Here is a 19,383-nt window from a genome sequence, read left to right as displayed (position 1 = left end):
CTCCGTGCGGCAATCCGCCGCGACTGACGTGAAGACATCACTGACGTGAAGACATCAACAGGGTTCAATCCATTGTCCAAGGGGTCGACAATCATGCGTTCGTTCAAGCTATTGCCCGCAATCGCAGCCTTGCTCGCGTCCACCGCCGCGTTCGCGGATGACGTCAAGGTCGGCGTTGGCATCTCCGGTTGGACCGGCTTCGCGCCGCTGACGCTCGCCAAGGAGGCCCGCATCTTCAAGAAGAACGGCCTCGACGTGACCTTGAAGAAGATTCCGCAGAAGGACCGCCATCTCGCGATCGCTTCGGGCGACATCCAGTGCGCGGCGACGACGGTCGAGACCTGGATCTCCTGGAACGCCAATGGCGTCGCGACCAAGCAGATCTTCCAGCTCGACAAGAGCTATGGCGCCGACGGCATGGCCGTGCGCAACGACGTCGCCGCGATCAAGGACCTCAAGGGCAAGACCGTCGCGGCATCGGCGCCGGGCACCTCGCCCTACTTCGCGCTGGCCTGGATGCTGAAGAAGAACGGCCTCTCGGTGAAGGATGTCACCGTGGTCAATCTGGAGCCCGCCGCCGCGGCGCAGGCTTTCGTCTCCGGCCAGAACGACGCCGCGATGACCTACGAGCCCTATCTGTCGACCGTGCGCGCCGCCCCCGACAAGGGCAAGATCATCGCGACCACGCTCGACTATCCGATCGTGATGGACACGTTCGGCTGCACCCCGAAATTCCTCACCGACAATCCGAAGGCGGCCCAGGCGCTGGCCGACAGCTATTTCGAGGCGATCGACATGATCGCCAAGGATCAGGCCAAGGCTTATGAGATCATGGGCGCGGACGTGAAGCAGTCCGGCGAGCAGTTCGGCAACTCGGCAAAGTACCTGCGCTGGCAGGACAAGGCCGCCAACCAGAAATTCTTCGCCGGCGACTTCCTCAGCTTCAACAAGGATGCCGCGGAACTCCTGCTCGAGGTCGGCATCATCAAGGCCGCGCCGAAGGTTGAAGACATCTACGACGCCAGCTTCATCAAGTAACGCAGCCATCATTTCGGCCGGTCCCGCCCCGCGACAAGCCGGGCGGGATTGGCGCATGAGATACGCCCGGATCAATTGATGCGTCCCCTCGAACCCACAACATCGAAGCAGCGCGTGGTCTACGGCCTCGCCTTCTTCGTGCTGTTCGTCGCCCTCTGGTCCTGGGCGACGTTCGGCGGCCATGTATCGAAGACATTCCTCGCCAACCCACTGACCATGGTGCAGGAAGGCTATGAGCTGCTCGCCAAGCAAGGCTTTCTGTTCGACATCGGGATGACGATCTGGCGCGTCATCGGCGGCTTTGCCCTTGCCGCTATCATCGCGGTGCCGATCGGCGTGCTGATGGGGGCCTACAAGCCGGTCGAGGCCTTTCTCGAACCCTTCGTATCCTTTGCGCGCTATCTGCCGGCATCGGCCTTCATCCCGTTGTTGATCCTGTGGGCGGGCATCGGCGAGCTGCAAAAGCTGCTCGTGATCTTCATCGGCGCGGTGTTTCAGATCATCCTGATGGTGGCCGTGACCGTCGGCGCCACACGGCGCGACCTGGTCGAAGCGGCCTACACGCTCGGCGCCGGCGACAGCGGCGTCATCCGCCGCGTGCTGCTACCCTCCGCGGCGCCCGAGATCGCAGAGATCCTGAGGCTGGTGCTCGGCTGGGCCTGGACCTACGTCATCGTGGCCGAATTGATCGGCTCATCGTCCGGCATCGGGCACATGATCACCGACAGCCAGGCGCTGCTCAACACCGGCCAGATCATCTTCGGCATCATCGTCATCGGGCTGATCGGCCTGATCTCCGATTTCCTGTTCAAGGCCTTCAACGCCTGGCTGTTCCCGTGGAAGCTCGCATGACCTCGCTCAGGATCGAACAGGTCTCGCGAACCTTCCCCGCCCGCGCAGGCAACGCGCCGACAAGAGCGCTCGAGCCGACCACGCTCGATGTCGGCGACAATGACTTCGTCACTATCCTCGGCCCCTCAGGCTGCGGAAAGTCCACCCTGCTCCGGATCATCGCCGGGCTCGACCGGCCAACCAGCGGACGCGTCACGCTCGATGGGCGTGAGGTCACCGGCCCCGGCGCCGACCGCGGCATGGTGTTTCAGTCCTACACGCTGTTTCCGTGGCTGACCGTGCGCGAGAACATCGCCTTCGGCCTGCGCGAGCGCGGCGTTCCGCAACAAGGGCGCCATGACATCGCCGACGCCTTCATTCGCCGGGTCGGGCTATCGGGCTTCGAGAACCACTGGCCCAAGCAGCTGTCGGGCGGCATGCAGCAGCGCACCGCTATCGCCCGCGCGCTGGCGAACGATCCGAAGATCCTGCTGCTCGACGAACCGTTCGGCGCGCTCGACAACCAGACGCGCGCATTGATGCAGGAGATGCTGCTCGGGATCTGGGAGCGCGACCAGAAGACGGTGCTGTTCGTCACCCACGATATCGAGGAGGCGATCTTCCTCGGCAGCCGCGTCATCGTCATGAGCGCGCGTCCCGGCCGCATCAAGGCCGAGATCACGGTCGACCTGCCGCATCCCCGTTCCTACAAGATCAAGACCACGCCGGAGTTCGTCGCCCTGAAGGAGCGGCTGGTCGAGGAGATCCGCACCGAGGCCTTGAAAGTTGCCGAACAGGCCTGACGATCAGCCACCCCTCTAGAGCCTTTCCCGTTCCGATTGGATCGGAACGGGGCTCTGGGCCTTTGTCTTGACGCGCTTTCTCAACGCGAACCGGTATCCACTTCGCTCGAAAACGCTCTAGTGGCTGATCATCCAGGGACGCGCGGTCGGAAAGCCCTTGGCGCCGCTCTTGGTCTTGGTCATCAGCCGCGCCGGCTTCTTCTTTCCCGTGGAGCAACAGCCGCAGCCTGGGCCGTGCGCGGCCTTGTACTGATCGAGCGTCTTCGGCGCGTGCCGGCTCTGCTCGTTGGTGGCGTGCGCCTTGCGCTTGTCGGAGGGCATGCAGAAGAACGCCGGCGCAGTGAGGATCACACGCGGCGACGTCGTTTCGCATTGCGGGCAGTCCTGCGGCAGATCGCATTCCGCCATCGGCCGCATGTCGGTAAACGGGCCGCAATCGTTGCAGAGATATTCGTAGATCGGCATTTCCTTAATCCTTGCGCAGTCGTTGTGACATCCGGCGATGGATGCGGGGCGGCCAATACGCAGCCGTCCCGCATCCTTCGCGCAGGGATCACCTAAAGGATCACTTGTCGGGCGAGATCGGCATCTGCACGTCGCCCTTGATGTGCTTGATCGGTCCCGCCGAAGACGGCATGACGTCGAAGTCGAAGATCTCCGTCGGCAGCCACAGCGTGGCGCAGGCGTTGGGCACGTCGACCACGCCCGAGATGTGGCCCTGACACGGCGCGGTGCCGAGGATCGAATAGGCCTGGGCGCCAGAGTAGCCGAACTTCTTCAGATACTCGATCGCGTTCAAACAGGCCTGGCGATAGGCGATGTGGACGTCGAGATAGTGCTGCTTGCCCGCCTCATCGACCGAGATGCCCTCGAAGATCAGATAGTCCTTGTAATTCGGCGTGATCGGCGACGGTTTGAATACGGGGTTCTTGATGCCGTACTTCGAGACGCCGTCCTTGATGATGTCGACCTTGATGTGCAGCCAGCCGGCCATCTCGATAGCGCCGCAGAAGGTGATCTCGCCGTCGCCCTGGCTGAAATGCAAATCGCCCATCGAAAGCCCGCCGCCCGGCACATAGACCGGGAAGTAGATCTTCGATCCGCGCGACAGATCCTTGATGTCGCAGTTGCCGCCATGCTCGCGCGGCGGCACGGTGCGGGCGCCCTCGAGACCGATCTTGGCCTTGACGTCGCCTTTGGCCTGGCCGGCATGCGCGGTCGGCGCGAACGGCGGATTGGCGAGACCCGGCACACGGGTCGGGTTGGTCGCGATCAGCTCGGCTTCGCGCTTGTTCCAGGCCGCCAGCATCTTGGCGTCGGGCAGACAGCCGATCAGGCCGGGATGGATCAGGCCGGCGAAGTTCACGCCCGGGATGTGACGCGACGAGGTGTAGAGGCCCTTGATGTCCCAGATCGACTTCTGCGCCAGCGGGAAATGGTCGGTGAGAAAGCCGCCGCCATTCTGCTTGGAGAAGAAGCCGTTGAAGCCCCACAGGCTTTCCTTCAAGGGACCGACGTCGAGCAGGTCGACGACGAGGAGATCGCCGGGCTCGGCGCCCTTGACGCCGATCGGGCCGGAGAGGAAGTGCACGATCGACAGATCGATGTCACGCACGTCATCGGCGGAATCGTTGTTCTTGATGAAGCCGCCGGTCCAGTCGACGGTCTCGATGATGAAATCGTCGCCGGGGCTGACCCACTCGACGATCGGAACCTCCGGATGCCAGCGGTTGTGAATCTTGTCGTTTTCATAGGCCGACTTGCTGAGATCGACCTTGATCAGTGTATCAGGCATCGAGATGCTCCCCTTCGTTTACTGGTTAGACGGACAGGTATTTCGAGATCTGTGCGGCATCGACGCTGGCGCGCGGATCGTCGCGGACGATCTCGCCGTTCTCGATGACGAGCACACGGTCGGCGATGTCGAGCGCGAAGCTGAGCACCTGCTCGGAGACGACGATCGACAACCCCCGTTCATCGCGGATCCGTTTCAAGGTGCGCGCCATGTCCTTGATGATCGACGGCTGGATGCCTTCGGTCGGCTCGTCGAGCAGCAGCACCTTCGGTTTGGTCGCCAGCGCGCGGGCGATCGCGAGCTGTTGCTGCTGCCCACCCGAGAGGTTGCCGCCGCGGCGGCCCTTCATCTCGAGCAGCACCGGAAACAGCTCATAGATGTCGCCGGGCACCTCGGAGCCGCCTGACACCACGAGCCCGGTCTCGATATTCTCCTTCACCGTCATGGTGGAGAAGATCATGCGACCCTGCGGCACATAAGCGAGCCCCTTCGCCACCCGTTCGTAGCTCTTCATCGCGCCGAGCTCGGTGCCGTCCATGGTCACCTTGCCGCTCTTGGCCGGCAGGATGCCCATCAGCGACTTCATCAGCGTGGTCTTGCCCATGCCGTTGCGGCCCATGATCGCGACGATCTCGTTGGGCGCGACCGAGACGTTGAGGCCGTGCAGCACCTCGCTCTGGCCGTAGGCGACATGAAGATCATTGATTGCAAGCATCGCGGTGTTCCTTAGTTCTTGCCCATGATCTTGTCCGGAAACCGGACGCCACTTTCCGGGGTCATGGGCTAGTGGCCCAGGTAAACTTCGATCACTTTCGGATCGTTCTTGACGTGCTCCATTGTCCCCTCGGACAGGATCTGGCCCTGATGCAGCACCGTGACCTTGTGCGCGATGTCCTCGACGAACTTCATGTCGTGCTCGATCACCAGCACCGAGCGATCCTTGATGATGCGGTTGAGCAGCTCGGCGGTCTTGGCGCGCTCGGAGACGCTCATGCCGGCCACCGGCTCGTCGAGCATCAAGAGGTCCGGGTCCTGGATCAGCAGCATGCCGATCTCGAGCCACTGCTTCTGGCCATGGCTGAGCTGATCGGCATAGGTGTTGAGCCGGTCCTTGAGGAAGATCATCTCCGCGACTTCCTCGACCCGTTGCTTGACCGCGTCATCACGCTGGAAAGTCAGTGAGCCGAACACGGTGCGGCCGCGCGGGTAGGAGATTTCAAGGTTCTCGAACACGGTGAGGTCCTCGAACACCGACGGCGTCTGGAACTTGCGGCCGACACCGGCCTGCACGATCTCGTTCTCGCGCAGCCGGGTCAGCTCCTGGCCGCGGAACTGGATCGAGCCTGACGTGGCCCGGGTCTTGCCGCAGATCAGGTCGAGCACGGTGGTCTTGCCGGCGCCGTTCGGGCCGATGATGACGCGGATCTCGTTCTCCTCGACATAGAAGGAGAGATCATTCACCGCCTTGAAGCCGTCAAAGGACACGGTGAGTCCGGAGACCGCGAGCAGGAAGTCCTTGGGCTGATGGCCGACGAGCATGATGGTCCCTCCTCACTCGGCCGGTGCGCCGTCGGCGACAAGGCCCGCCGATTTAGATCTTCGCGATGCCAGCAGGCGATCGATGTGCGGCTGGATATGGTCCGCCCAGACACCGGCGAGCCCGTTCGGGAAGGCCAGCACCACCGCGATGAACAGCGCGCCGAGGCCGAACAGCCAGAGCTGCGGGAAGGATTCCGAGAGGCTGGTCTTGGCGAAATTGACCAGCAGCGCGCCCCAGACTGCGCCGAAAATCGACATCCGGCCGCCGACCGCCGTGTAGATCACCATCTCGATCGACGGCACGATGCCGACGAAGGACGGCGACATGAAGCCGACCTCGAGCGTGAACATGGCGCCGCCGATCGCAGCGAACACCGCCGCGGCACAGAACGCGAAGATCTTGAAATTGGCGACGCTGTACCCGGAGAAGCGCACGCGATCCTCCTGCTCCCTCATCGCCACCAGGATGCGCCCGAGTTTTGTCAGCCGGATGAATTGCGCGGCAACGATGCATCCGAACAGCAGCACAACCTCGACGAAATACAGAATGAACTTGGCGTGATCGGTGCGGATGTCCCAGCCGTGCAGCGTGCGCAGATCGGTGATGCCGTTGATGCCGCCAGTGTAGCCCTGCTGCCCCACGATCAGAATGGTGAGGATCGCGGCGATCGCTTGCGTGATGATCGCAAAGTACACGCCGCCGACCCGGCGCTTGAACATCGCGGCGCCGATGATCAGCGCGAAGAAGGCAGGAACCAGCAAGATCGCCAGCAGCGTGACCGGGAAGCTGTGGAACGGCTTCCAGAACAGCGGAAGCTGCGTGATCTGGTTCCAGTCCATGAAGTCGGGAATACCGGGCGTCGACTGGATCTTGGTGTTCGCGACACTCGACGCCTCGAGCTTGAGGTACATCGCCATGCAGTAGCCGCCGAGGCCGAAGAACACGCCCTGCCCGAGGCTCAGGATGCCGCCATAGCCCCAGCACAGCACGAGGCCGATGCCGACGAAAGCGTAGGTCAGGTATTTGGCGACCAGGTTGAGGCGGAAGATATCCAGCGACAGCGGCAGGATGAGAAGCAACAGCACCGCGAGCGCAAGGAAGCCGAGCAGTTCGGAGCGATTGAAAAAGCGCGAGTTGATGACCATGACCTGCCTGCTTGTTCTTATTTGCGGACCTTGAGCGCGAAGAGCCCCTGCGGACGCACCATCAGGATCGCGACGATGGTCAAGAGCGTGATCACCTTGGCCATCGATCCCGACAGGAAGAATTCCAGCGTCGACTGGGTCTGCGAGATCGAGAAGGCGGAAGCGATGGTGCCGAACAGCGAGGCCGCGCCGCCGAACACGACGACCAGAAAGGTGTCGACGATGTAGAGCTGGCCGGCGGTCGGCCCGGTCGAGCCGATCATGGTGAAGGCCGAGCCTGCAATCCCGGCGATGCCGCAACCGAGGCCAAAGGTGTAGCGATCGACCTTCTCGGTATTGATGCCGACGGCGCCTGCCATCACGCGGTTCTGCACCACGGCACGCACCTGCTTGCCCCAGCTCGACCAGAACAGCACATAGGCGACCGCGATCGTGATCAGCATGGTCAGCGCCATCACGAACATGCCGTTGATCGGAATCTGGATCGAGTCGGTCGCCTGCCAGGAGCCCATCATCCATTCAGGCAATTCGACGCCGACCTCGCGTGCGCCGAAGATCGAGCGATAGGCCTGCTGCAGGATCAGGCTGAGCCCCCAGGTCGCCAGCAGCGTGTCGAGCGGACGCTTGTAGAGATGGCGGATCAACGCCCATTCGACCAGCATGCCGAGCGCACCGGATGCGATAAACGCCAGGATCATCGCAATGAAGAAGTAGCCGGGGAATAGCCAGGGCGCGACGTGCTGCACGGCGTTCGACGTCATCCAGGTGACGTAGGCGCCGAGGATCATGAACTCGCCATGGGCCATGTTGATGACGCCCATCTGGCCGAAGATGATGGCAAGCCCCAGCGCCATCAGCACATAGACGGAGAACAGGATGAGCCCGGCAAATCCCTGCATTGCAAGGATGGCGCCGAGATCACTGATCGAATAGTCGCCGAACATCTGGTCCTCCGTCATTCCAAGGGGCACGCGCCACCGGTCAAGCGACGCTCGTTCCGTGGCGTGGACGATGACGTCCACGCCGCGATGCATCGTGGAGCTTCGTAGCCCGGGTGATCGGGTGCGATACCCGGGACGGCCCCGCATATCGCCCCGCTCATGCGGGCCACTGGCTCACTGGTAGCCCTTGGGGAACGGATCCGGCTCGACGAGATCGGCGGTCTCGTAGATCAGCTCATACTGGCCATCGGCCTTGGCGCGTCCGACGCGGGTCTTCGACCACAGATGATGGTTCTCGTGGATCCGGACATAGCCTTCCGGCGCGCCCTTGAACTCGACGCGCGGGGGAAGCCGCCGCGATCTTGTCGATGTCGAAGCTCTGCGCCTTCTCCACCGTCAACTTCCATAGCCACGGGCCGAGATAGGCTGCCTGCGTCACGTCGCCGATCACGGTCTTCTCGCCCCACATCTTCTTGAACGCGGGCACGAAGGCCTTGTTGTTCGGATTGTCGAGCGACTGGAAGTACTTCATGCAGGCATAGGCGCCGGCGATATTCTCACCGCCGATGCCGTCGATCTCGTCCTCGGTGACCGAGATCGTCAGCAGTGTCTGCTTCGACAGGTCGATGCCGGCCGCCTTGAGCTGCTTGTAGAACGCGACGTTCGAGCCGCCGACGATGATCGCGTAGATCACGTCCGGCTTGGTCAGCTTGATCTTGTTGATGACCGAATTGAACTGGGTCGAACCGAGCGGGAAGTATTCCTCGCCGACCACCTTGCAGCCCTGCAGATGGCTCTCGATGTGCTTGCGCGCGATCTTGTTCGAGGTGCGCGGCCAGATGTAGTCCGAGCCGAGCAGATAGAAGCTCTTGGCGCCCTTGGTCTTGTTGACCCAGTCGAGGCCGGCGATGATCTGCTGCGTCGCCTCCTGGCCGGTGTAGATCACGTTCTTGGACTGCTCGAGGCCTTCATAGAAGGTCGGGTAGTACAGCATGCCGTTGTACTGCTCGAACACCGGCAGCACCGCCTTGCGCGAGGCCGAGGTCCAGCAGCCCATCACGGCCGCGCATTTGTCGTTGACCAGGAGCTTCTTGGCCTTTTCCGCGAACGTCGGCCAGTCGCTCGCACCGTCTTCCTGGATGAACTTGATCTTGCGGCCGAGCACGCCGCCGGCGGCGTTGATCTGCTCGATCGCCAGCTTCTCGGCCTCGACCGATCCGGTCTCGGAGATCGCCATGGTGCCGGTCACCGAATGCAGGATGCCGACCGTGACTTCGCTATCGGTGACTGCAAGACCCGTGGTGTTGACCGCGGAGGTTGCAGGAACGTCGGCAAAGGCGGGACGGCCCAGCATCGAAACAGCCGGCAAAGCCGCCATTCCCATCAAGAGCTTGCGGCGGAGCGGAGACTTCAGGCCTGGTTTGGTTTCGTCTGACATGAGCACCCCATTGGTTCGAGAACGCTTATTGATCAGGCGAGGATTGCTCACTTTTGTGCAGCGCACTGATACGTGAGATCGCGTATACTGCACCGCAAAATAGCGACGTAGGTTTTTGGTACGGGATTTGCCCGCGATCAGAGCATCGTGGACCAGGAGTAGAGCGAGTGGCAGGGCGGCAGCGGATTGACCGCGTCAGGCGCCAATATAATCAATGGGTCGCCAACCAGACGCTGGAAGACTACGCGCTGCGCTTCACCGCCAAGAGCGCGCGGCGCTGGTCCGCCGCCCGCGTCGCCAACACCGCGCTCGGCGCGATCTCCTTCCTCGCGCTGGAGGCGATCGGCGGCACCATCACACTGAATTACGGCGCGATGAACGCCTCCGCCGCGATCCTGGTCGTCAGCGTCATCATCTTCCTCTGCGGGCTGCCGATCGCCTACCATGCCGCGAAAAGCGGCATCGATATCGACCTGCTGACCCGCGGCGCCGGCTTCGGCTATATCGGCTCGACCATCACCTCGCTGATCTACGCCTCCTTCACCTTCATCTTCTTCGCGATCGAGGCCGTGATCCTGGCCAGCGCGCTGGACATGTGTTTCGGCATCCCGCGGCCGATCGGCTACCTGATCAGCGCCGTCGTGATCATTCCGCTCGTCGTCTACGGCATCACGCTGATCAGCCGCTTTCAGCTCTGGACCCAGCCGCTGTGGGTGATCCTCCACATCATGCCGTTCGCGGCGATCGCCTGGGCCAATCCGCATTCGTTCACCGAGTGGCGCAAGTTCGCCGGCGAGCACGGCGATCCCGCGGGCAACCTCGATCTCCTGCTGTTCGGCACGGCAGCCTCCGTCGTGTTTGCGCTGGTGGCCCAGATCGGCGAGCAGGTCGACTTCCTGCGCTTCCTGCCGCGCGACCGCCGCACCTCGCGAAAGGCCTGGTGGATCGCATTGCTCAGCGCCGGTCCAGGCTGGATCGTGCTCGGCGCGCTCAAGCTGCTCGCCGGCTCGTTCCTCGCCTTCTTCGCGCTCAGCCACGGCGTGTCGGCCGAGCACGCGGCCGAGCCCGCGAACATGTACCTTGAAGCCTTCCGTTACGTGCTGTCGCAGCCGGATCTCGCGATGGCGCTGACCGGGACCTTCGTGATCCTGTCGCAGGTCAAGATCAACGTCACCAATGCCTACGCCGGCTCGATCGCCTGGTCGAACTTCTTCTCCCGCCTCACCCATTCGCACCCCGGCCGCGTGGTGTGGCTGGTGTTCAACGTCGTGGTCGCGCTGCTGTTGATGGAAATCGGCGTTTACAAGGCGCTGGAGCAGACGCTGGCGCTCTACTCCAACGTCGCGATCGCCTGGGTCGGCGCGCTGGTGGCCGATCTCGTCATCAACAAGCCGCTCGGCTTGCGGCCGCAGCACATCGAGTTCAAGCGCGCCCATCTCTGCGACATTAATCCGGTCGGTGTCGGCGCCATGACGATCGCGACCGTGGTCTCGATCAGCGCGTTCTACGGCCTGTTCGGCCCGACCGCGAAAGCGCTGTCGGCCTTCGTCGCGCTTGCCGTCGCGTTCATCGCGGCGCCGTTGATCGCCTGGGCGACCGGCGGCAAGTACTACATCGCCCGCAAGCCGAAGCGGAGCTGGCAGAACATTGAATCGATCCAGTGCTGTATCTGCGAGCATGCGTTCGAGCCCGAGGACATGGCCGCCTGCCCGGCCTATGCCGGCCCGATCTGCTCATTGTGCTGCTCGCTCGACGCCCGCTGCCACGACCTCTGCAAGCCGCATGGGCGGATCGGCGCACAGGTCTCGGACGCCCTGGGCAAGGTGATGCCGCAGCCGATCTACGCCCGCATCAACTCGCAGCTCGGCCATTACCTCGGCGTGTTCGCGGTCTCGGCCGGCCTGGTGGCGCTGGTGCTCGGCCTGATCTACCTGCAGACCACCGCAGCCGTACATGCCAACGAGCTATTGGCCGACGTGCTGTGGAAGGTGTTCTTTGCACTGACCCTGATCATCGGCGTCGTCGCCTGGCTGTTCGTGCTGGCGCAACAGAGCCGGCGTGCCGCGGAAGACGAAACGCGCCGGCAGACCACGCTGCTGATCCAGGAGATCGACGCCCACAAGCGCACCGACGCCGAGCTGCAGCGCGCCAAGGAAGTCGCCGAGGCCGCCAATCTCGCGAAGAGCCGATACGTCGTGGGTCTCAGTCACGAACTTCGCTCGCCGCTGAATGCGATCTCCGGCTATGCGCAGCTGCTGGAGCAGGACGACAGCCTCCCGGTGCGGCCACGCGGGCAAGTGCGCGTGGTCCGCCGCAGCGCCGATCATCTGTCGGGACTGATCGACGGCATTCTTGATATCTCCAAGATCGAGGCCGGCCGCCTCTATCTGTCGCGCGACGAGGTGCGGCTGAACGATTTCCTCGAGCAGCTGGTCGGCATGTTCCGCCTGCAGGCTGCGGCCAAGGGCATCGACTTCGTGTTCAGGCGGCCGGCCGTGCTGCCCGTCGTGGTCTATGCCGACGAGAAGCGGCTGCGGCAAATCCTGATCAACCTGCTCTCGAATGCGATCAAGTTCACGCAGACCGGCAAAGTGCAATTCGTGGTGCATTATCGCAGCCCGGTCGCCGAGTTCGAGGTGATCGATACCGGGCCGGGCATCCAGCCCGACGATCTCGAACGGATCTTCGCGCCGTTCGAGCGCGGCGCGCTCGGCGTCACCCAGCCGCAGACCGGCACCGGGCTTGGCCTCACCATCAGCCGCCTGCTCGCGGGTGTGATGGGCGGCGACATCAAGGTCTTGAGCACGGTCGGCACCGGCAGCACCTTCCGCGTCAAGCTGCTGCTCTCCGAGGTCACCAATCCACGCCGCGATGCGCCGGTCGACGCTCCCGTGTACGGCTATCACGGCCCGCGCAAGACGATCCTGATCACCGACGATGACCCGACCCACCGCGACCTCCTGCGCGAGATCCTGGCGCCGCTCGGCTTCATCCTGCTCAGTGCACCGGACGGGCCGGGCTGCCTTGCCCTCGCGCAGCATTGCCGGCCGGACATGTTCCTGCTCGATATCTCGATGGCGGGCATGGACGGCTGGACAGTCGCTGAAACCTTGCGCTCCGAAGGCCATCACCAGGCACGCATCCTGATGATATCCGCGAGCGCATTGGAAGCCCATGGCGCGCCGCTGGCGCAACCGTTCCACGACGGTTACCTCATGAAGCCGATCGACATCCCGCGGCTGCTCGAGAGCATCCGCCAGCTGCTCAAGATCGAGTGGCAGTATGAGGCCGAGCAGATTCCGCCCCCGCAATGGAAGCCCGACACTGGTTCGCGCCCGCCGGTGAAGTATGTCGAAGAGCTGATCAGCCTCGGCCAGCTCGGCTATATCAGGGCGATCCAGCTCAAGCTCGACGAGATCGGCAACGAATGTCCCGAACATGCCGATTTCGTCGGCCAGATGCGCACGCTGATCGACCGGTTCGATCTTGATCAATATATGGCGACGTTGAAAACATTGCACAGCTATGACCATTGAACAGCGAAAGCGCGACGTTGCCCTCGTCGTCGACGACTCGCCCGAGACGTTGCGCCTGCTCACCGACGCGCTCGACGGCGCCGGCATGACCGTGATGGTCGCACTCGACGGCGCCTCCGCGATGCGCATCGTCGACCAGATCACCCCCGATATCGTGCTGCTCGATGCCGTGATGCCCGGCATGGACGGCTTCGAGACGTGCCGGCGGCTGAAGCGCGACGCCGGGCTCGACGGCGTGCCGATCATTTTCATGACGGGGCTGGCCGAAACCGAGCACATCGTGCGTGGGCTGGAGGCCGGCGGTGTCGACTATGTCACCAAGCCGATCGTGGTCGAGGAAATGCTGGCGCGCATCCGGGTGCATCTCGCCAATGCACGGATGACGCAGAGCGCCCGCGCCGCGCTGGACGTCTCCGGCCGCTATCTGCTCGCGGTCAACAGCTCAGGCGCGCTGCTATGGGCGACGCCGCAGGCACAAAGACTGCTGTCGGATACGCTCGCCGATGCCGCCGACAATTTCGCGCTGCCGGAGCCGATGCCGCAATGGCTTGAACAGGCGCAGAAGGGCAAAGCCGGAGCGAAGACCGCAACCGTGGCGTCATTCCCCGGCAGCGAGCAGCTTCGCCTGCAATTCATGGGCAAGCTCGGGCCCAACGAATTCCTGCTGCGGCTGGCCAAGGACACCAGTGGCGACATGCCGGCCGAGTTCTCCAGCGAGCTCGGCCTGACCACCCGCGAGGGCGAGGTGCTGTCCTGGCTCTCCAAGGGTAAGACCAACCGCGACATCGCGCAGATCCTGGGCTTGAGCCCGCGCACCGTCGACAAGCATCTCGAGCAGATCTACGCCAAACTCGGCGTCGAGAACCGCACCGCCGCCGCCGCGATCGCTGTTAACGCCAGGCACCGTAAGTCGTAGCCTGCCCGCTCCGCTGCCGAAACGTGTTCGGAAATGGCCAATCGCCTCGGACCGTGACAGGATGGGCATGATCGCTCATTCCTGTGGAGAATAGCCATGGATCGTCTGGCGGCGATGGAGACATTCGTGCGGGTGGTCGAGACCGGCTCGTTCTCCGGAGCGGCGCGACAGCTCCGGGTCGGTCAGCCGGCGGTCTCGAAATCAGTCGCGCAGCTCGAGGAATTTCTCGCGGTCAAGCTGCTCACGCGCTCGACCCATGGCCTCACCCCGACTGAAGCAGGGCTCGGCTATCTCGAGCGCGCCAGGCGCGCGCTTGAAGAGGCGGCCGAGGCCGAGATCGCGGCGCGCGGCGCCGGTGCCGGCCTCAAGGGACGATTGCGGGTCTGCGCCGCCGTCACCTTCGCCCGGATCCATCTCATTCCGATGCTGCCGAAATTTCTCGCGCAGCACCCTGAGCTGGAGCTCGAAGTCGTGCTCGACGACCGCCAGATCGATCTCGTGCAGGAAGGCATCGACGTCGCCCTGCGGATGGGCAAGATGACGGATTCGACGCTGACCGTACGCCGTGTCGCGAGATGCAAGCGCCTCGTGCTGGGCACGCCGGCCTATTTCGACAGCGCCGGCACGCCGGCCACGCCGAGCGAATTGAGCCGGCACCAGGCCGTCGTCTATCTGCGCGAGGGCAGCGTGTGGTCCTTTCAACGCGAGAGTACTGAACTTGCCGTCACGGTGCGGAGCCGGTTGCGGGTCACCGCGGCCGAAGGCGTCCGGGCTGCGGTGCTCGCCAATGCCGGGCTCGCGATCGCCTCGGAATGGATGTTCAGTCCGGAACTGAAAGCGGGCACGGTGCGTGCGGTCCTGCCGGACTGGAGCCTGCCCGCGCTCGATCTCTGGGCCGTGCTTCCGACCGGGCGCGCCGCGACTGCCAAGGCCCGCGCATTCGTGAACTTCTTCGAGCGCAGCTTCAATGCTTGAGCGTCATCCGCCGGTTGAAGCGGTTCGCGCCTATTCCGGCCAGGAATAAGCGCTAGTCCAGCGGCAGCGCTACCCTGTGCGGCCATCTCCTTTAGCTTCCTGCGTGTGATTTCAACAAACGGACGGCGCTGCCGTCCACCACGCAGAAGCCAAGGAGAACCGCCATGTCGCTGCAAGCCAAGCTCGACGCTTTCAAAGCCGACTTCGAAGCCGGAAAGCCGCCCTACAGCGTTCCACGCGCCTTCATCGAGACGATGCACCGCGCCACGGCCGAGCTTGTCGCATCCGGTGCGGCGCAGCGCGCCAAGAAGGCGGGCGATGTCGCCCCTGCCTTCTCGCTCCGGGATCCCGACGGCAATATCGTCAACTCGGCCGACCTGTTGAAGCGCGGCCCGCTGGTGCTCAGCTTCTACCGCGGCGTCTGGTGTCCGTATTGCAACATGGAGCTGCAGGCGCTCGAAGCCGCCAAGCCGGAATTCGACAGATACGGCGCTTCGCTGGTCGCGATCTCGCCGCAGACCGCGCCGAACAGCCGGAAGTCGGTGCGCCAGAACAAGCTCTCGTTCCCGATCCTGTCCGACGTGAAGGGCCAGATCGGCGACGCCTTCGGACTGCGCTTCCATCTGCCCGACTATCTGGTCGAGCTCTACAAGCAGCTGAAGAACGATCTACCGACCTTCAACGACGATCCGAGCTGGACGCTGCCGATGCCGGCCCGCTACGTCATCGGACAGGACGGCGTGATCCTCTACTCGGAGGTGAACCCCGACTATACCCGCCGCCCGGAGCCCGAGGACATGATCGCAGTTCTCCAGCAGGCGGCCGCCGTGAAGGCATGACAGCGCGCAGTGCGGCCGATGGCGATCGCCGATCGGCCGCTTGCCTGTCGTGGGTCAAACTTGTACTGCGCCTGGCGGATCACCCGGCGCGGCGACACCCATCACGGCATCCGGTTCGGACGATTGCGCCTTTCGCCACTGCGCCGGCGTCACGTCCATATGGCTCTTGAAGGCGCGCTGAAATGCGGCCTCGGATTGGTAGCCGACCATCTCCGCAACGGCGCCGGTCGAAAGCGATGATCTCCTCAACTCGTTCGCCGCAAGCGTCATCCTGATATCGGTAAGCAGATCGCTGGCCGATCGCCCAAGCTTCTCCTGGAACTGCCGTGCAAGCGTGGCGCGCGACATGGCGCAGAGACGCGCCAGCTCCGGCAGCGACCATGCGCGCGCAGGCTGGTTGAACATGGCCGCCACCGCCGGCGCAAGACGGGGATCGCCGACCAGTGCAAGCAGACCGTGTGACCTGTCATCGGTCTCGCTCGCAAGCCGCAGCACAAGCGCAAACATCGCCGTGGACAGCGCGTCCAGCATGGCGCGGCCGCCCAGATGATCGTCGGCCGTTTCGCTGCGCATCAGGGACACGAGTCCGGCGAGCTGCGCGGCCGTTCCCTTTCCCGTCCGCGGGCCGGCATGCACGACAAGACGCGGCGGAAGATAGGTGCGCAACAGACGGTCGTGCGGAGGTGCAATCGCGAAGTGTCCGCACAGCAAATCAAGCCGTTCGTCCGAACCCAGGTTTTCGCTGATCGTGAAATTCTGTGCCGCCCGGTTGCGCGCCGGCAGCGGTGTCGCCCCGCTGCCGTCATGCATCACGTGTCGCGGGTTGCCGGGCAGCAGGAGAATGTCGCCGGTCTTCAGCAGCAACGGCCGACCGCCTGCGGGATCGTCGAGGATCGCCGAGCCGGCAAGCACCGCATGATAGGGGATCTCGTTTGTCGCGCCCGGCCCCTGGTCGATGCGCCAGGGCACGCTGTAGCTGCAACGCAGGTCGAGCCGCCCGCGCACCGGCATCATCGCGAACAGCCGGCTGAGCCAATCCATGGCAGTCCCCCCCAAGCGACCGAATTGAGACGATTGAGCATATATATGAGCTAAATCGACATTCATTGTCTCACATCTCGATCCTATTGTCACTCCGCAATCGTTCACCAACCCCAACAAGGAGTGCCACCATGTCCCGTCTCTCAGTCCCCAATCTCGAAACCGATAGCGGCCCGTCCGGCCAGATCTACGCCCAGATCAAGAAGGCGGCCGGCAGCGTCCCGAACGCCTACGCGGCGATCGCCGCCCACGGCCCGGCCGCGCTCAAGTCGATGCTCGCCGCCGATGCGGTGCTCGCCAGCGGAAGCCTTTCCAAGCGCGATCGGGAGATCATCAAGCTCGTCATCAGCGCCGCCGGCGGCTGCGACTATTGTGTCGCCGCGCATTCCCATCTCGCCAGGCTGGCCGGCGTGAACGCGGACGTCCTCAAGCAGATCCGCGACGGCGCGCCGACCGGTGACGCCAAGCGCGATGCGCTGGTGCATTTCATCCGCAAGCTCGCGCAGTCGAGCGGCACCGTCAGCGACGCGGATTTCGCCGCGATCAAGGCCGCCGGCTACAGCGACGCGCAGCTGGTCGAGATCAGCCTGGCGTTCGCGACCATCGTCTTCACCAACGTCTTCAACCGCATCAACGACACCGACATCGACTTCCCCGCGGTCGCCTAGAGCGACCGCGCGATATCACACGAAGGGATCACGACCATGACCACGCTTACCAACACCACACAGAATCCGCTTGTCCGCGCACTCTACAGGTCCGGCCTGCTCGCGGATGATCTCGACTACCACGTCGTCCGCGCCGCGATGGTTATCATGTTCCTGTTCTTCGGTTACCAGAAGTGGTTTCCGTACGAATTCGAACGGCTGGTCCCGTTCATCAGCAACGGGCCGCTGATCTGGTGGCTCTATCCAGCCTTCGGCCATGCCGGCGCCAGCTACTTCCTCGGCGCCTCGGAGTGGACGTTCGGCTCGCTGCTGCTGGCGGGCTTCTGGGACAAGCGCCTCGGCGTGCTCGGCGCCCTCGGCTCGACCGGCACCTTTATCGCGACCGTCACCATCATCCCGTTCATGCCTGATGGTTGGGACGTTGCCGCAGGAGGCTTCCCTGCAATGACCGGCAACGTGCCCTTCCTGATGAAGGACGTCGTTCTGCTCGCCGTGTCGCTCTACCTGCTGAGGCAGGACGTGGTTCGCCTGACGCGGCAATAGGTGGCGTCCGCTGATGGCGATGGATCGCCGGCGAACCTCGCGTTCGCCGGCGATCGCGCGTTGATCGGGGGTCGGGGGACCGCGGGCGTCGCGACATCGCAGCCATTGTTGCGGTGCGGGCGAAGTCGGATCCTGCTTCGACGTCACGCCATAAGCTGTTGCCGAGTTTGCGGAATGCGTTGCGGTTGCCGGTCCGTTCCTGTGCGGGATCGGACTGGCGGTCCGGATGTTCGATCTCGATCGCATCGACGTTGCCATGCAGGAATGATCGGTCGCTCTCCCGGCCATGACCATAGTTCTGCCGTGTGGTCTAGGTTACAAAATACCGCCGGTGTTGTTCTGGGGTGAGTTGATGAAGAAGGACGACGTCACGTGTCCGCGCTGCGGGGCTGGATTCCGGCGCCTTGAGCTGGCATCCGGATCGGGAAGCAAGGGCGAGTATCGCTGCCCCGTCTGCGACACAACCCTCGAGCAGTTCGATGGTGACAAGCTCGTGGCCTACCGCCTGACGATCCAACCCTCAATTCGCGGGCTGAAGACCGGATAGCCGCCCTGCTGCATGGAATGCCGACGCAATCCCTCGATCACGATCGCCGCTTGAGGACGTAGCTGTCCATGATCCAGCCATGCCGCTCACGCGCATCCCGGCGCGCGGCGACGATGCGAGGGCCGACCTCGGCCAACTCCCCCGCGATGAGGATCTGATCGGGCATACCGAGATAGGCGCCCCACCAGATCTTCAAGCCCTCCGGATCCAGCGTCTGGAAGGCGGCGCCGCCGTCGAGCATCACGACGATGGTGTCGACGCCGGGCGGCCAACCGGCCTCGCGGAGCCGCCTACCGGTCGTGACCAGGAACGGCTCGCCGATCTCGTTGAGCGGCAGCGCATGCGCCGCGCACAGCGCCTGGATCGACGTGATGCCCGGGATCACCTCGATCGACGGCAACGGATCGAGCCGTTGCGCGATCCGCAGGCTCGAATCGTAGAGCGAGGGATCGCCCCAGATCAGCAGGGCGACGCGCCCCTCGCCGCCGAGATGGCGCGCGATTTCCTGTGACCAGGTTGCGGCCACCGCATCGTGCCAATCGTCGACGCCCTTGCGATAGTCCTCCTCGCCGGCGTCACGCACCGGCAGGTCGAACTCGGCAATGCGCGTGCGGTCGTTGTTCAACGCCTCCGCACAGATCGTTCGGCGCAAGTCGGCGAGGTCCGACTTCGCGGCCCCCTTGCGTGGGATCAGGACCAGGTCGGCGGCATTGATCGCGGCGATCGCAGCAAGCGTGAGCTGCTGCGGATCGCCACATCCGATACCGATCAGGGAAAGCGTCAACAT

The 19,383-nt window shown here is 63.8% G+C and carries 18 protein-coding genes and 1 pseudogene; 10 read left to right on the top strand and 9 right to left on the bottom strand.

Features of this window, described 5'->3' with window-relative positions; all coding sequences use genetic code 11:
- The first annotated feature begins 93 nt into the window (after nucleotides 1–93).
- The 3 genes from ACVIGB_RS48365 to ACVIGB_RS48355 all read left to right on the top strand — a co-directional run bounded on the left by ACVIGB_RS48365 (nucleotide 94) and on the right by ACVIGB_RS48355 (nucleotide 2,672).
- A complete protein-coding gene (locus tag ACVIGB_RS48365) occupies nucleotides 94–1,038 on the top strand; it encodes an ABC transporter substrate-binding protein (RefSeq protein ID WP_456723947.1) in 945 nt (314 codons plus the stop codon).
- 78 nt (nucleotides 1,039–1,116) lie between these two features.
- Nucleotides 1,117–1,890 carry an ABC transporter permease gene (locus ACVIGB_RS48360; protein ID WP_456723948.1) on the top strand — a complete coding sequence of 258 codons (774 nt, stop codon included), beginning with the start codon at nucleotides 1,117–1,119 and terminating at the stop codon, nucleotides 1,888–1,890.
- Nucleotides 1,887–2,672 carry an ABC transporter ATP-binding protein gene (locus tag ACVIGB_RS48355; RefSeq protein ID WP_456723949.1) on the top strand — a complete coding sequence of 262 codons (786 nt, stop codon included), beginning with the start codon at nucleotides 1,887–1,889 and terminating at the stop codon, nucleotides 2,670–2,672. The genes ACVIGB_RS48360 and ACVIGB_RS48355 overlap by 4 nt, the downstream gene beginning before the upstream one ends.
- Nucleotides 2,673–2,789: 117 nt before the next feature.
- Here the strand turns inward: ACVIGB_RS48355 and ACVIGB_RS48350 are convergent, their stop codons facing one another.
- The 7 genes and pseudogenes from ACVIGB_RS48350 to urtA form a co-directional block, all read right to left on the bottom strand.
- On the bottom strand, nucleotides 2,790–3,137 hold the full coding sequence (locus tag ACVIGB_RS48350) for an FmdB family zinc ribbon protein (RefSeq protein WP_173641971.1): 348 nt from the start codon (nucleotides 3,135–3,137) through the stop codon (nucleotides 2,790–2,792).
- Between the two features lie 100 nt (nucleotides 3,138–3,237).
- Complete coding sequence (gene fmdA / locus ACVIGB_RS48345; protein WP_173641970.1) at nucleotides 3,238–4,467, bottom strand: formamidase; 1,230 nt, start codon at nucleotides 4,465–4,467, stop codon at nucleotides 3,238–3,240.
- Between the two features lie 25 nt (nucleotides 4,468–4,492).
- The gene (gene urtE, locus ACVIGB_RS48340) at nucleotides 4,493–5,182 is read right to left on the bottom strand and encodes an urea ABC transporter ATP-binding subunit UrtE (protein ID WP_050400072.1); all 690 of its coding nucleotides are present in this window, start codon (nucleotides 5,180–5,182) and stop codon (nucleotides 4,493–4,495) included.
- A gap of 68 nt (nucleotides 5,183–5,250) precedes the next feature.
- Nucleotides 5,251–6,006 carry an urea ABC transporter ATP-binding protein UrtD gene (gene urtD, locus ACVIGB_RS48335; protein ID WP_063695194.1) on the bottom strand — a complete coding sequence of 252 codons (756 nt, stop codon included), beginning with the start codon at nucleotides 6,004–6,006 and terminating at the stop codon, nucleotides 5,251–5,253.
- A 12-nt stretch (nucleotides 6,007–6,018) separates the two neighbouring features.
- Complete coding sequence (gene urtC / locus ACVIGB_RS48330) at nucleotides 6,019–7,152, bottom strand: urea ABC transporter permease subunit UrtC (protein ID WP_456723950.1); 1,134 nt, start codon at nucleotides 7,150–7,152, stop codon at nucleotides 6,019–6,021.
- 17 nt (nucleotides 7,153–7,169) lie between these two features.
- Nucleotides 7,170–8,096 carry an urea ABC transporter permease subunit UrtB gene (gene urtB / locus ACVIGB_RS48325; protein WP_092125363.1) on the bottom strand — a complete coding sequence of 309 codons (927 nt, stop codon included), beginning with the start codon at nucleotides 8,094–8,096 and terminating at the stop codon, nucleotides 7,170–7,172.
- A 171-nt stretch (nucleotides 8,097–8,267) separates the two neighbouring features.
- Nucleotides 8,268–9,531: pseudogene (gene urtA, locus ACVIGB_RS48320) on the bottom strand (urea ABC transporter substrate-binding protein).
- A gap of 167 nt (nucleotides 9,532–9,698) precedes the next feature.
- Here urtA and ACVIGB_RS48315 point away from each other — a divergent pair.
- From ACVIGB_RS48315 to ACVIGB_RS48300, 4 genes are all read left to right on the top strand, one after another.
- The gene (locus ACVIGB_RS48315; RefSeq protein WP_092125362.1) at nucleotides 9,699–13,067 is read left to right on the top strand and encodes a hybrid sensor histidine kinase/response regulator; all 3,369 of its coding nucleotides are present in this window, start codon (nucleotides 9,699–9,701) and stop codon (nucleotides 13,065–13,067) included.
- The gene (locus ACVIGB_RS48310) at nucleotides 13,057–13,983 is read left to right on the top strand and encodes a response regulator (protein WP_456723952.1); all 927 of its coding nucleotides are present in this window, start codon (nucleotides 13,057–13,059) and stop codon (nucleotides 13,981–13,983) included. The genes ACVIGB_RS48315 and ACVIGB_RS48310 overlap by 11 nt, the downstream gene beginning before the upstream one ends.
- Nucleotides 13,984–14,079: 96 nt before the next feature.
- Nucleotides 14,080–14,958 (top strand): LysR family transcriptional regulator, encoded by an 879-nt coding sequence (locus ACVIGB_RS48305; RefSeq protein WP_456723953.1) that lies wholly within the window; start codon nucleotides 14,080–14,082, stop codon nucleotides 14,956–14,958.
- Between the two features lie 164 nt (nucleotides 14,959–15,122).
- Complete coding sequence (locus tag ACVIGB_RS48300; protein WP_092127088.1) at nucleotides 15,123–15,797, top strand: peroxiredoxin-like family protein; 675 nt, start codon at nucleotides 15,123–15,125, stop codon at nucleotides 15,795–15,797.
- 54 nt (nucleotides 15,798–15,851) lie between these two features.
- Here the strand turns inward: ACVIGB_RS48300 and ACVIGB_RS48295 are convergent, their stop codons facing one another.
- Nucleotides 15,852–16,838 (bottom strand): AraC family transcriptional regulator, encoded by a 987-nt coding sequence (locus tag ACVIGB_RS48295; protein ID WP_456723954.1) that lies wholly within the window; start codon nucleotides 16,836–16,838, stop codon nucleotides 15,852–15,854.
- A 131-nt stretch (nucleotides 16,839–16,969) separates the two neighbouring features.
- On the opposite strand from ACVIGB_RS48295, the gene ACVIGB_RS48290 reads away from it, so the two are divergent.
- The 3 genes from ACVIGB_RS48290 (at nucleotide 16,970) to ACVIGB_RS48280 (ending at nucleotide 18,596) form a co-directional block, all read left to right on the top strand.
- On the top strand, nucleotides 16,970–17,506 hold the full coding sequence (locus ACVIGB_RS48290) for a carboxymuconolactone decarboxylase family protein (protein ID WP_456723955.1): 537 nt from the start codon (nucleotides 16,970–16,972) through the stop codon (nucleotides 17,504–17,506).
- Nucleotides 17,507–17,542: 36 nt separating this feature from the next.
- On the top strand, nucleotides 17,543–18,049 hold the full coding sequence (locus ACVIGB_RS48285; RefSeq protein WP_420970571.1) for a YkgB family protein: 507 nt from the start codon (nucleotides 17,543–17,545) through the stop codon (nucleotides 18,047–18,049).
- A 352-nt stretch (nucleotides 18,050–18,401) separates the two neighbouring features.
- On the top strand, nucleotides 18,402–18,596 hold the full coding sequence (locus ACVIGB_RS48280; RefSeq protein ID WP_456723956.1) for a hypothetical protein: 195 nt from the start codon (nucleotides 18,402–18,404) through the stop codon (nucleotides 18,594–18,596).
- A 37-nt stretch (nucleotides 18,597–18,633) separates the two neighbouring features.
- Here ACVIGB_RS48280 and cobF read toward each other — a convergent pair whose 3' ends face one another.
- Nucleotides 18,634–19,383 carry a precorrin-6A synthase (deacetylating) gene (gene cobF, locus ACVIGB_RS48275; protein ID WP_456723957.1) on the bottom strand — a complete coding sequence of 250 codons (750 nt, stop codon included), beginning with the start codon at nucleotides 19,381–19,383 and terminating at the stop codon, nucleotides 18,634–18,636.

It is taken from the genome of Bradyrhizobium sp. USDA 4341 (genome assembly GCF_054063755.1).
The sequence above is the reverse complement of the archived record's forward strand: the minus strand, read 5'-3'. Positions and strand labels throughout refer to the sequence as shown.